General features: G+C 26.6%; 8 protein-coding genes and 4 pseudogenes. 2 read left to right on the top strand and 10 right to left on the bottom strand.

Annotation, left to right across the window (positions count from 1 at the left end; genetic code table 11):
• Positions 1-45: 45 nt before the first annotated feature.
• The 4 genes and pseudogenes from ACVHXK_RS14380 to ACVHXK_RS14395 form a co-directional block, all read right to left on the bottom strand.
• Positions 46-399 (bottom strand): transposase family protein, encoded by a 354-nt coding sequence (locus ACVHXK_RS14380; protein ID WP_461207106.1) that lies wholly within the window; start codon positions 397-399, stop codon positions 46-48.
• 139 nt (positions 400-538) lie between these two features.
• Complete coding sequence (locus ACVHXK_RS14385) at positions 539-1,780, bottom strand: IS256 family transposase (RefSeq protein WP_461207107.1); 1,242 nt, start codon at positions 1,778-1,780, stop codon at positions 539-541.
• 208 nt (positions 1,781-1,988) lie between these two features.
• Positions 1,989-2,156 carry a hypothetical protein gene (locus ACVHXK_RS14390; protein ID WP_461207108.1) on the bottom strand — a complete coding sequence of 56 codons (168 nt, stop codon included), beginning with the start codon at positions 2,154-2,156 and terminating at the stop codon, positions 1,989-1,991.
• A gap of 43 nt (positions 2,157-2,199) precedes the next feature.
• Positions 2,200-2,634: pseudogene (locus tag ACVHXK_RS14395) on the bottom strand (IS21 family transposase); the annotation flags it as partial.
• Between the two features lie 117 nt (positions 2,635-2,751).
• Here ACVHXK_RS14395 and ACVHXK_RS14400 point away from each other — a divergent pair.
• Positions 2,752-4,094: pseudogene (locus ACVHXK_RS14400) on the top strand (IS1182 family transposase); the annotation flags it as partial.
• Positions 4,095-4,272: 178 nt separating this feature from the next.
• Here the strand turns inward: ACVHXK_RS14400 and istA are convergent.
• Positions 4,273-5,384: pseudogene (gene istA, locus ACVHXK_RS14405) on the bottom strand (IS21 family transposase); the annotation flags it as partial.
• A 355-nt stretch (positions 5,385-5,739) separates the two neighbouring features.
• Here istA and ACVHXK_RS14410 point away from each other — a divergent pair.
• Positions 5,740-5,919: pseudogene (locus ACVHXK_RS14410) on the top strand (IS30 family transposase); the annotation flags it as partial.
• A 100-nt stretch (positions 5,920-6,019) separates the two neighbouring features.
• Here ACVHXK_RS14410 and ACVHXK_RS14415 read toward each other — a convergent pair.
• The 5 genes from ACVHXK_RS14415 to ACVHXK_RS14435 all read right to left on the bottom strand — a co-directional run bounded on the left by ACVHXK_RS14415 (position 6,020) and on the right by ACVHXK_RS14435 (position 12,610).
• Entirely contained in the window at positions 6,020-7,117 is a 1,098-nt protein-coding gene (locus tag ACVHXK_RS14415; RefSeq protein WP_461207109.1) for a glycosyltransferase, read from the bottom strand.
• Positions 7,118-8,434 carry an O-antigen ligase family protein gene (locus tag ACVHXK_RS14420; RefSeq protein WP_461207110.1) on the bottom strand — a complete coding sequence of 439 codons (1,317 nt, stop codon included), beginning with the start codon at positions 8,432-8,434 and terminating at the stop codon, positions 7,118-7,120.
• An 835-nt stretch (positions 8,435-9,269) separates the two neighbouring features.
• Positions 9,270-10,211 (bottom strand): GDP-mannose 4,6-dehydratase, encoded by a 942-nt coding sequence (locus tag ACVHXK_RS14425; protein ID WP_461207111.1) that lies wholly within the window; start codon positions 10,209-10,211, stop codon positions 9,270-9,272.
• 201 nt (positions 10,212-10,412) lie between these two features.
• The gene (locus ACVHXK_RS14430; protein WP_461207112.1) at positions 10,413-11,531 is read right to left on the bottom strand and encodes a glycosyltransferase; all 1,119 of its coding nucleotides are present in this window, start codon (positions 11,529-11,531) and stop codon (positions 10,413-10,415) included.
• Complete coding sequence (locus tag ACVHXK_RS14435; RefSeq protein ID WP_461207113.1) at positions 11,528-12,610, bottom strand: mannose-1-phosphate guanylyltransferase; 1,083 nt, start codon at positions 12,608-12,610, stop codon at positions 11,528-11,530. The genes ACVHXK_RS14430 and ACVHXK_RS14435 overlap by 4 nt, the downstream gene beginning before the upstream one ends.
• Positions 12,611-13,064 lie beyond the last annotated feature (454 nt).

Consider the following 13,064-nt stretch of genomic DNA (forward strand, 5'->3'; position numbering starts at 1 on the left):
GATCTCTTTTTAAACAATTCTTTTATCATATAGTCCCTAATTTTTTCAATCTCCGTAGGAGCTAATGTTTCTAAAAAAGTTGTTGATAGTATCATGATGGGGTAACTCTTCTAATTCCTCATATCCCAATGCTTTCGCAATATTATCAATACATTCATTTCTATTAAATTCTGTCGTCATTTTGTTCATGCTTTTTATACCAGTTATATTTTTCATTGTCAATGTAAAGATTAATATATCAACATTGTAATTAATATAACTTTGATGTCTTTTGTCTTTAACATCCTTTAGTTTTGAGTTAATTGCTTTAAAAAAATGATTTTTGATTTTTAAGAATTCTCCGAAAAAATTTATTGTACTTAATTTTTCTCTCTTTTGTTTTCTTGTTACTTTTTTCATAGGTAACCTCCAATAATATAATAATATCAACATATCTCCACTAATAATTATATAATATTTTATTACATTTTTAGATTAATTTATCTCGAAATATTTTTACTCGTTAAAGCTGCATAAAAATACTAATAAGTACAAGCTATTAAGCTAATTCTTCTCTAAATTGCTCCTCAAATATAATTGTTAGTTCTGCTAGAGTATCACCCCAATTTGGAGTTACTTGAGTCCATTTTGCCATAATAATTTCCATAGTGGCTAAATAAACACATTTGTTTAAATATTCGTCCGTAGGAAAAATGGTTCTTACCTTTGTATATTTACGCGCTTGCCTATTAAAGCCTTCTAATGCATTAGTTGTATATATCATTTTTCTTATTCTTGGTGAGAATTCGAAGAATGTGTATAAGTGATCCCAGTTTTTGTACCATGAATCTATAACAATAGCATATTTATTACCCCAGGTTTCTTTTAAATTATCTAGCTGCGCTAAAGCAAGTTCTTCCGTAGGAGCTTTATAAACTTCCTTCAAATCTTTCATAAAAGCTTTCTTATCTTTAGAAGCTATATATTTAATAGAATTTCTTATTTGATGAACTATACATGTTTGTATATTTACTGTTGGAAATACTGTCTTTATAGCTTGTGGTAGACCTTTCAAACCATCCATACAGGCTATTAATATTTCTTTAACCCCTCTATTTTTCAGGTCATTACAGATACCTAGCCAAAATTTAGCACCTTCGGCTTCATCTATCCATACACCTAAAATATCTTTGAAACCATCAATTGTGTATGCTAAGCAAATATAAGCAGCTTTCTTTATTATTTTTCCATTGCTTCTTACTTTAAAATGCATTGCATCTAAATATACTATTGGATAAACTTTATCTAATGCTCTTTTTTGCCACTCTTTAGCACTAGCCATAACTTTATCTGTTATTTTAGAAACCATAGAAGGTGATATTGTTATACCGTATAAATCTTCTATTTCTGATTGAATATCGCTAGTAGACATGCCTTTAGAATATAAAGAAATAACCTTTTTATCTAATTCATTGCATAAAGTTTCATATTTTTTTACTATCCTTGGTTCAAATTCAACCTTTCTATCTCTAGTTATATCAATGTCTACATCACCAAAAGAACTTCGTAAATTCTTTCTGCTATAACCATTTCTATAGTTTCTATCTTGGATATTCATATCTTCTTGACGTTGGTATTTTTCTCTCCCTAAATGATCTTCCATTTCACCTTCTAAAATATTCTCTAAAACATCTTTAACTAATCTTTGTATCAATCCATTTTTACCCATTACATCATCGATTGATTTGCATTTTTTTACTTCTTCCTTGTAATTAAAGTTGGTATCAATTTTCTTTGTCATAAATATTCCTCCTAAACTTCTTAAAGTATATTATTCCAAATCTACCAACTCATCATACATAAAAAGCAGTAGATAGATTTGTGTTTACACAAACCTATCCACTGCCCCGCATTCTTAGTATCCACTACTTTGTGTATTTAGTATAGAATACACCATATAACTTAAAATGAATACATTTTTAAAAACTGTGGATAAGTGTGTGCACTAATTAAATTCGAACCATTTTTCTTATCTGTTCATAAATATCTTGTTCTGTGTATTCATTTGCATCTGGTTCTTTGGCAAACTTCTCAAGAATCTTGTTTTCCGTTTCTTGAGATATTTTCAAAAATAAATGTTCTTTTAAATCTTCTAAATACTTTTTATTAACAATCATAGGTATCTATTTATTTGATTGACTTGTCGAATAGAAAAACAGTCTATAAATCCAAAAGATAATTAAACTCATTTAGCATGTTAAGAGAATTATTTGTAATTTCACCATTATAATCTTCTAGATATATAATTTTAGGATCTTCTTTTCTAGAATATATAAATTCTATTTTATCAACACTAATATTAGTTGGACATACTTCTTGTAAGTTTTTTATGGCATTATTAATAGAATTTAGACCATAATTACAAACTAACTCAATAAGCTTTATAAAATAACGCTCATTATCGTTAAAATAATTAGAATAAATAGCTTTTAAACTACTATTCATTTGATTAAAAGCTGTGCTATTAACTAGAGTCTTTGGCTTTCTGAAAAGAGTTTTAGCATAATGAATGATGTCTATATTCCATAGATTCATCCCGTGAATTTTATCATGTCTGGCTATTTCTTTTTCATTATAGAATACTAAAATTTTAGTATTCAGGCTGTTGACAAACATAATTTGTCAACAGCCTTTTTACATTTTTTACAAAAAGGATTTTTAACACTTTTGTAGAATTAAATAATTATAGTGCTTTTACAGGAGGAATATAAAATGCTTAGAGAAAAACAATCTGTTGTAAACCAATTTGAATGTGTATATATCGAAAATTTAGTTCCGGAGGATCATTTACTTAGAAAAATTGATATGAATATAGATTTTTCATTTATTTATAAAATAACAAAACCATATTACTGTGAAGATAACGGACGTCCGCCACTCGACCCAGTAGTTATGTTTAAAATGTTACTTATAGGATATTGGTTCGGTATTCGTTCGGAGCGACAGCTCGTAAAAGAAATCGAAGTTAATATAGCATATCGGTGGTTTCTAGGTTATTCTTTAACAGACAAAATTCCTAATCATTCTACTCTAAGCAAAAATCGTACTAGACGATTTAATGAATCTAACGTATATCAAGAAATATTTGATGAAATTGTTTTTAAAGCTATTTCTTCTAATTTGGTTAAGGGGAAAATACTTTATTCTGACTCAACTCATATAAAAGCTAATGCTAATAAACAAAAATTTATAAAAAAAGAAGTTGAGAAAAGTACTAAAAGTTATCTAGAAAAACTTGAAGAATCAGTTACTGAAACTCGTGAGAAACATGGACAAAAACCTCTAAAAAAAAAGAAAATAAACCTGAAATAAAAACAATAAAAATAAGTACTACAGATCCTGATAGTGGTCATATGGTTAGAGATAGAAAACCAAAAGGATTCTTTTATTTGGATCATAGAACCGTTGATAGTAAATTCAATATTATAATAGATGTTTTTGTAACTCCTGGTAATGTTAATGATGTAGTTCCATACTTAGATAGACTAGATATCCAAATTCAAAAATTCAAATTTGATGTAAAATATGTAGGTTTAGATGCTGGCTATTATACTGCTCCTCTTTGTAAAGGGATTTGTGACAGGGGCGTTCAGCCCGTAATTGCTACTAGATTAGGTCCTCATGAAAAAGGCAAATACACAATTAATAGTTTTATTTATATTGAAGAATGGGATGTATATGCTTGTCCTAATGATTGCTTTTTGAATTATAGAACAACAACAAGACAAGGATATACTGAATACGTTAGTAATGAATGTGATTGTAATTGTTGTTCAAAAAGGAACAAATGCTTAATTGGGAAAAACAAAAAAAGAACTATAAGAAGACATGTATGGGAGGAATTTAAAGAAGCTGATAAATTTTTTCTCAGAACTGAAAAAGGAAAATCTATTTACAGAAAAAGAAAAGAAACGGTTGAGCGAAGTTTTGCGGATTCAAAAGAACTGCATGGACTACGTTATTCTCGCATGCGCGGAATTAAAAAAATTACTGAGCAATGCTTAATGACAGCAGCAGCTCAGAACTTAAAGAAGATAGCACGGATGCTATCGCATACTTCTAGGACTATAAATTCTAGTTGCTTTGCAAAAAAAGATAACTCCACCAAAAAAAACACATGCTATCGCATTAATTCTTTATCCAAAAACACTAAAAATATTATTAGTAAAAATAAAGCCTTGCAAATTTGCAAGGCTTTATCAACAATCTGAATACTAAAATTTTAGTATTCTATATCTTGCATCTCACCAATGTACCAACATAATCATCTGGTACGGAGTAATAGCAAGAATCCACCATAATGACTAAGTATTTATTTACTCTTAAATCTGAAATAGTTGCTGTTTCATATAGTGGCATATCAGGTAATAAGTATTCTCGTTCCTCGTCTAATAATTCAAACGGTGACTTATTAGAAGTAGAAAGTGTTCTTGAATTTCATTTATTTAGCATTTCATCAAGATAGGCGTTAGCCTCATTTAATGAGGTAAATGTACATTCTCTTGAAAATGCTTTTCTTCTTATAAATTCAACACTTCTTTCAACGTGTCCCTTTTCATTGCCTCTATAAGCATTGCAAAACCTAAATCTAAATTTGTAATATATTGATAATTTCAAAAGGGCTTCTGTTGGCTCCTTTTCAGTATGACCTACAAATTTTGCTACAGCTACTCTGGTGTTATCATATACAACTGTTCTATGATTTCCTTCTATATGTTTGAAAAATGCTGCATGTGCTTCTAAAAAACATCCAGTATTTTATTTAGGAAATAATCTAGCCCATCTATAATTACTATACGCTGCTCTAAATACTAGCATTTGAAATGTTTTTATGCTACCATCATTCATCTTTAATTTAACAACACCAAAATCAAATTCAACTATATCTCCTGTAGAATATTCCTGTCGGATATAAGCGTCTCTTTTTATTCTTTCAATGGTGTTTACAGCTTTTGTAACAGTTGAATAACTAATTTCATATCCTTCTTCAATTAAAGTTTCATCATATCTATTGTTTTCTTTTGTTGCTTAGACATTCCATTTAACCGTTTTGTCTTATTCTACTTTGAAAATTGTTTGATACGTTCTATAACCTCATCGGCTAAAGCTTGTTTAGTTATAGGCGATGATTTGTATTTGGGCTTAGCTGTTATATCATCGATAATATCAGTTTTATTTATTTCGTCTAAACCATCATTGATTTTGGTTAACTTACGCTCATAGTCTTTAACATACTTTCTAATTGTTTCTCTAGAAATTCCAGTTTCTTTACTAATTTGCCTTTGTGATTTATCTTCTATTATATGTTTTAGTATAATATCTTGTTTTTCATTCAAATTTATCACCCTCTGCACTTCCTTTTATACTTAATATTATTACCAAAATATTGTTTGCATAAAAGGATTAGAAAATACTAGTAGGCAAGTTTTTAATTATTTTTTGGTGCAATTATAGTTTACACTATACATATTTGAAAAGTTGCCTAACATAGATATAAATTCAGATGAATCAGCTAGACTTGCTTCTTCCATGGTCTGAATCTATTCCTGATAATGCAAAAGTAAAAAAACTGAAGAATAAAAAATATCACTCATTAGGTCAGATAATTATCTGACTTCATATGTGATATTTTTTACGCTTACGTTATTCTTGACTAAAAATAAGGATTTACTGCAAATAAAAATGTCCTCTAACACAAATGTATATTTCACTCATCCGTACTCATCCTTTGAAAAAAGGACTAACGAAAGGCATAATGGACTTATACGTCGTTTCATTCTAAAAGGAAAACGTATGTCAGATTATCATCACGATGAAATTACTTTCATAGAGGATTGGATGAATACTCTTACAAGAAGGATACTCAATTATAAAACTTAAGAAGGACTCTTTCAAACGCAGTTAGATAGCATTTATGCAGCATAAATCATTGATTGAAATCATAATTAAGAATTAGTTCAATTTGCTATATATAGTTATACTAATTACTAATACTTTTATATAAATCAGAAGTTAAAGAAGCTATTTCCTGCCAAGAATCTTCAACAAATATTTCTTTATTACTATTTTTATAATTCGTGATAATTATTCTTTCCATTTCTTCTATATTTTTAGCATTATCAACAAAAAATACATTATTTCCAAATTCTAAACACTTATAGCTTTTTTCAGGACAAGTTGTAATAATTTTAACATTTTGTAATTCTGCTGCTAAAAAACTTGAGTTCTTTGGTGAAAGACCTTCTATGAAAGGATACACCATAAAATCACATATCTTAATAGTATTAGAAACATCTTGTTCATTTAAATATCCAGTAATATATACATTATTCACCAGATTTAAATATTTAATTTTATCTTTTAATTCTTTATGGTATCTGTCATTTTTATTTAACTCACTAATTATTAATAGTTTTACATTAAAACCACTTTCTACAATTTTTTTAGTCAATAATAGAATATATTCTACTCCTTTAGATTTATTTATAAATCCAAAATATCCTATTAGTAATTCATTATTTATGTTATAATTTTTTTTAAAATTCATAATTTTTATATCCGTATTTAAATTATTCTTAGGCATACTAGATGCGATATGTATAGTTTTAACTTTATCACAGTATTTATAATTAATAGACTCAATTTCTTGTTTATATTTTTCATCTACTACTATTATTTTCTTAGCAGCTATAATTCCTGGCCAAGTTCTAGCCTTTGCAAGAATGTTACTATAACTAAATTCATGCAATGTTAAAACCAACTTATACTTTTTAAACATTGTTAAGATCATAAAAATAACAATAGCCAATGACTTTCTATAACTTTTAGTAGGAAATTGGATATGTACAATATCTGGATTTATATTATTTACTAAATTACTCAAGTATATTAAATCTTTAATTTTCCATTTAATTAAATGCGTATTCAAAATACTATTAGATTTATATAAATGTCTAGAATTTAAAATATATAAATCTATATCATCAAATTTCCCTAATTCTTTACATAATTTTACAGTGTAATCTCCTACGCCACATTTTTCTAGCTTATATGAACCTGAAATCATTAATACTTTCATTTAATCAACTCCTAAACTTCCTACATTTTGAAAGTAACTTAGAATTATCGCAATATACACCCATAAATAGTAAACCCATAAATAGCCTATTGCCCAAAAATGTATAAAATAAATAAGTACTGATATAAAAAGACTTATCCCTATAGTTTTTTGATAACTATCACTTATCATTTTTAATTCGTAAAACGAATAAATAATAATAGAAATAAAGAGACTGATGAGACTTAAAAAACCAATTAATCCTCTTTCAGCTAAATAATAGAGATATAGACAATTTGCATCGATTGATATTCTATTAAATCTTATCATTCCATAAGATTTTTGATTTGTAAAAAAGCTACTAACTCCGTTACCATAAATAGGAGAAGCTTTAAACATATTAAAAGCACTTATCCTCCAGTCATTTCTTTCTATTGCTGAATAATCTGCATTTCTATTGGTTATCTTACTAATAATATTGTATAATATTTCATTTTGAAAATATTTTGTAGATATCAGGTAAGTAAAAAATGCTATTATTAAAACCAAACTAACATATGTTATTCTACTTCTTTTATTATTTATACTTAAAAAAACACTCAGAAAAACAATTAAAAATATGGCCCCATAAGCTGCAGCTGAATAAGTTAAAAAAAGTGCTAATATAAAAACTACTAGTATTATTTTTTGGAACTTAATTATTTTAGTTTTATTTATGCATGAATTAATTAAAATAGTAACTGGTAAAAAAACTAAATTCGCAAAATAAGCAGGTTCACTTGCAGAACCTTTAAATCTCAAAATATTGTAACCAAACATTATTTCATAAGGTCGATTCAAACCTAAAAAATTAAATTTATAATCAATTAAAAACAAAAGTATTAAGAATAGATTTGAATAAATAATAGTTTTTATATACAAACTATGTTTGCCTTTATTATTAATTATATATTTATAAATAATCAATAATGAAATAATATAAAAATTCAAACATATTATTTCTCTTATAACAATACTGATTACTACTTCTGGCAAAAATATAGAATATCCAGAAAAAATTAAATTAATTATAAAAAACATTATAATTGACATAAAAATATACTTATTTATTTTTTTGTAGTATTCTTTTAAACATATAACAAAAATAATATCAAAAAACACCATAAAAACCTCTGAAATTCTTATTGTAATCCCATAAATTTCAATAGTTAAAATATCTCTAAAAGGAATAAATAATAAAATAAGCATAAAAAGAAATTCTATCCATTGATTTTTTTTAATTTTTATTAATGTTATTTTGGAATGAGTAAATAAATTGAATGAAAAATCATTCCCCATTTCTTATTTCACCACCTAACTTTGAATATTTGACCATAATTGCTATTAAAGTAGTAATATTTTATACTAAATTAAAATAAAACTAATTATATTATCGTGTCATCAAATAAAATTTATGATTACTTTTTTCGCAGTCTAGTTAATATATTTACCACAAATTATCATTTAAACTATACTTTTATTACTTATAAAAGTATAAAAATTCTATTATCAACTCTAAAATTTAAAAAGGTTATCTAATATAAAAAAATCTCATTATTTCTCAATAGATCTACAAGTTATTTTTATTTCGTTTATTAATTCAATTATTTAAGCTTCAACTAAAATATCATATATTATGCTTATATACAAAAATTTAGCTTGTTTAGCAAAATATCACTCTTGAAAATAAAATATATTAGTCTATTTTGTATAAATAAAACCCTAAAAATTAAATAATTACTTACAAATAATGCGTTATTGATTGTTATTTACATAATATTAAGATTATTTTTCAAAATTAGTAAAGTCAGCTTTAAAACTAGTATGCAACATCTTCAAAAACGAAGCCCCATCAATTACTTAAAATATTTCATACAACTGCATTATTAATCTAAAGTATAATATTAATTTAGTAGTACATATATTTGATTATATTACTGTATCTTCTCATCTTAAAATTTATTTTTTACAACTATTAATTCAGTTCCTATATAGGATAAAAGTCTTTATTATTAGTTACTACCTTAAATTATATCTAAATAGAATTAACGTAGTAACATTTCTGGACTTTAAATACAAATATAATGAATACATTTTAAAATTCATTAACATATTCAGTTTTCTATCTGCATTACTAATTATTGTCTCTCCAATAATCTAAAACGTCGATTAAAGTATTTTCTATTTTATATTTTGCTTTCCACCCTGTAGCATCTATTAATTTAGTATTATCACTCTTAATTTCTTTATTTTCAATTGGTCTTAATTTTTTCTTATCTATTACAACTTCAACTTCAATATTCGCAGCTGTAATCAACAACTTAAGTATATCCCTTAATTCAATTGAATTCCCCGAACCAACGTTATAAACCTCCCCAGAAACACCGTTTATTATTAAATCTATATAAGCATTTACTATATCTCTAACATCAGAAAAATCTCTTTTCACATCAATATTACCAACAAAAATTTTATTATCCCTTATTCCTTTTTGAATTTCTGTAATCTGTTTTGCCCAATCTGAAACAACAAAAACAGGTTCTTGTCCAGGCCCTATATGATTAAAAGATCTTGTCATTACAATATCCATACCATAAGCATTGCTATATATATTTGAAATCATCTCTTGAGTTACTTTTGAAACAGCATACGGATTTTGGGGATTTAAAACTTGTTCTTCACTAATACTGGTTTCAATGACATTTCCATATTCATCACTTGAACCGACAATAAGAGTTCTCGGTTTATACTTTAATTCTCTTATAGCATTCAAAACATGTATAGTGCCAATTACATTAGTCTCAAAAGTTAACTGTGGGTTATTCCATGAAATGCTTACAGAACTTAGTGCTGCTAAATGAAAAATATACTGTGGCTTAATATATTTTATTATATCTAAAACTTTTACTTTATCAGTTATATCCAAATTAATATAATTCACATTATTTATACTACTATTCTTTTGTCCAAAATAAGTTCCGTAAATTTCTAGCTGACTTTTATCAAATCTATTCTTTATTGCTTCAATGAGATATTTACCAACAAATCCATTTACACCAATTATTAATACTTTCATGTTGCCCCTCCCTAAAATACATAATTAAACATAGATTGTAAATCATACAAAAAAAATAATTACTGCCTAAATACTTGATAATAAAAACAACTTTATTATTGTTAAAACAAAATATATATATTTACTATTTTATTTAACTAATTGGTTATCTTTATCCATAAATAATTAACTGTTATAACTTATAATTTTATATAGTTCTCGTTAAATAACTTTCCATTTTTTTTTGTTTGTGAAATTATCTAAACAATTTTCAATATACCCTTCAATTTTTTTTCTGAAATTTTCTTCACTAAATTTTTCAACATGTTTTCTTATATCTGAACTGACAAAATTAAGATTTTTAAAACTACCTATAGCTGCAATTAAAGATACAGGGGTTTGTTCATAAAAGAATACCCCTGTTCTATTATTTATAACGGTTTCTAGCACCCCACCCTTACCATATGCTATTACTGGTCTTCCACTAGCTTGAGCCTCTAAAGGAGTTATACCAAAATCCTCTTCACCTGGGAATATAAATGCTTGACACTTACAATAATAATCTCTAATAACTTTGTCAGATTTACGTCCTAAAAACTTTATATTATCTTTTGATAACATCTCTAATTTTTTCTTTTCAGGTCCATCTCCTATGATAATCAAAGGTAATCCTAATTCGTTAAAAGCTTCTACTGCAATGTCTATCCTTTTATATGAAACTAACCTAGAAACAATCAAGAAATAATCTTCAACTGTTTCAGATGTTTTAAAAAAATTAATATTAACTGGTGGATGAATAACTACACTTTCTCTTCTATAATGCTTCCAAATTCTTTTAGCTACATTTTCTGAATTAGCTATAAAAAAATCCACTCTATCTGAAGATACATTATCCCAAATCCTCATGTAATTCATAAAATATTTAAGAAATATTTTTTTAAATGGATTCATTTTTTCTCTGCTAGCATACTCATAGTAAAATTCCCATCCATACCGCATTGGTGAATTACAATAACAAATATGCATAGTATTAGGATTAGTAATCACACCTTTTGCACAGCAAGTACTGCTACTTAAAATTAGTTCATACTCATTTAAATTAAAACTTTCAAACGCCATTGGCATAAATGGAAAATATTTTTGATGATGAGTAATTGCTTTTTTCTTTTTTTGTAAAAATGAAGTTCTAACGTCAATATTTTTAAGCTTTTCATCTAATCTATCAGAATTGTATATAGATGTATACAAAGGTGCCTCTGGATAGATTTCTTTAAAGTTAATAAGTACCCTTTCTGCTCCACCCATATAAGGTAGCCAATCATGTACTAATGCAATTTTCATATTAACACCTCATTAAAATATTTCTTTTCAACTTCTTCTTTTATGTTCTTTATATCATCGATTAAAGTCTTGTGACTAATCAGTATCAAATTTTCCGATTCGACTATCATCATATCGCTTATACCTGCTAATACTATAGGTTTACTTATAGAAACAATTGTATTATTAGAGCTATTTATACTAAATACTTTATTCTCACTTAATACTGAATTGCTCGTATCATCTTTAGAACTGAGCCTTTCAACAGAATACCAAGTTCCTACATCATCCCATCCAAAATCTACTGGGAGAACATAAATATTTTGAGCATTTTCCATTATACCATAATCCACAGAAATATCTTCAACTTCACTATATCTTCTATCAAGCACTGCTTGGAATTCATTATCACTAGTAGCAACAATTTCACTTAGAATATCATATGTACTAGATAAGTACTCCTTTGTCATATTAAGTATAGTGCTTGTTTTCCAAATGAACATTCCTGCATTCCATAAATAGTGTCCATCTTCATAGTATTCTTTAGCTTTCTCTTTATTAGGTTTCTCAACAAAAGCATGTACTTTCCTGATTTCAAAATCATCTAATATCATTCTCTCTTTAGTAAATTCTATATACCCGTAACCAGTTTCTGCTCTCTTAGGTTTTATACCTAAAGTTAAAATAGCATTAATTTTATCTTGAATAAATTCTTCTGCTACTTTCACTGTTTTAATAAACATTTCATCATCTGATATTAAATGATCAGATGGCAATACAATTAGAGTAGCATCTTTATAGTATTTTTCTATAACCAACGCAGCCAATCCAATGCATGGAGCTGTATTTTTACCTACTGGTTCTTGAATAATATTTCTTTCCGGCAAATCTGGAATTTGCTGTTTAACTAAATTACCATACTTTTTACCTGTAACTATAAAAATTCTTTCAATTGGAATCATCTTCCTTAATCTTGATACTGTCATCTGTATCATCGTTTCTTTGCCAAATAAATCTAGAAATTGTTTCGGTTTTTCTTCAGTGGATAACGGCCAAAATCGAGTACCTTTACCCCCTGCCATAATAACTGCACATAACATATAAATCACTCCTATATATTTTATATTAATTGTTGGTTCCAGAATTCTGTAACCATTGAATTTATTAACTTTATGATTGTTAATATGCATTTCATTTCAGTATAGTACTATTATCACAAATACCAATTGACAATAAAAGCATAGAAAAGAGAAAATTGTAATGCTTTGTTTATCTAATTCTAAATAACTAAATTTTAACCAATAGCTATGTGTGCTTAATACTTTACATTGTCAACATCTATTTAAATTATTAAAGCTCCTCAAAGAAAATTTATACATTTTTGTCTTTATCCATAAGTCATTTACAAATACGTATTACGCAGAATTATGACGTTATTTAAACTTCAGTTTAATATCAGTGCTTTCAGCGCTAAATATAATATGTACATTTAAGATTGCTACAATCAGTTTTCTTTGTATATTTTTGGCTTTATCCTAATTCATCAGAAAATTC

It is taken from the genome of Clostridium sp. DL1XJH146 (assembly GCF_054819755.1).

Coding starts and splice junctions, on each gene's coding strand:
- ACVHXK_RS14380 (WP_461207106.1), bottom strand. CDS start 399: ATGAAAAAAGTAACAAGAAAACAAAAGAGAGAAAAATTAAGTACAATA.
- ACVHXK_RS14385 (WP_461207107.1), bottom strand. CDS start 1,780: ATGACAAAGAAAATTGATACCAACTTTAATTACAAGGAAGAAGTAAAA.
- ACVHXK_RS14390 (WP_461207108.1), bottom strand. CDS start 2,156: ATGATTGTTAATAAAAAGTATTTAGAAGATTTAAAAGAACATTTATTT.
- ACVHXK_RS14415 (WP_461207109.1), bottom strand. CDS start 7,117: ATGAAAGTATTAATGATTTCAGGTTCATATAAGCTAGAAAAATGTGGC.
- ACVHXK_RS14420 (WP_461207110.1), bottom strand. CDS start 8,434: ATGGGGAATGATTTTTCATTCAATTTATTTACTCATTCCAAAATAACA.
- ACVHXK_RS14425 (WP_461207111.1), bottom strand. CDS start 10,211: ATGAAAGTATTAATAATTGGTGTAAATGGATTTGTTGGTAAATATCTC.
- ACVHXK_RS14430 (WP_461207112.1), bottom strand. CDS start 11,531: ATGAAAATTGCATTAGTACATGATTGGCTACCTTATATGGGTGGAGCA.
- ACVHXK_RS14435 (WP_461207113.1), bottom strand. CDS start 12,610: ATGTTATGTGCAGTTATTATGGCAGGGGGTAAAGGTACTCGATTTTGG.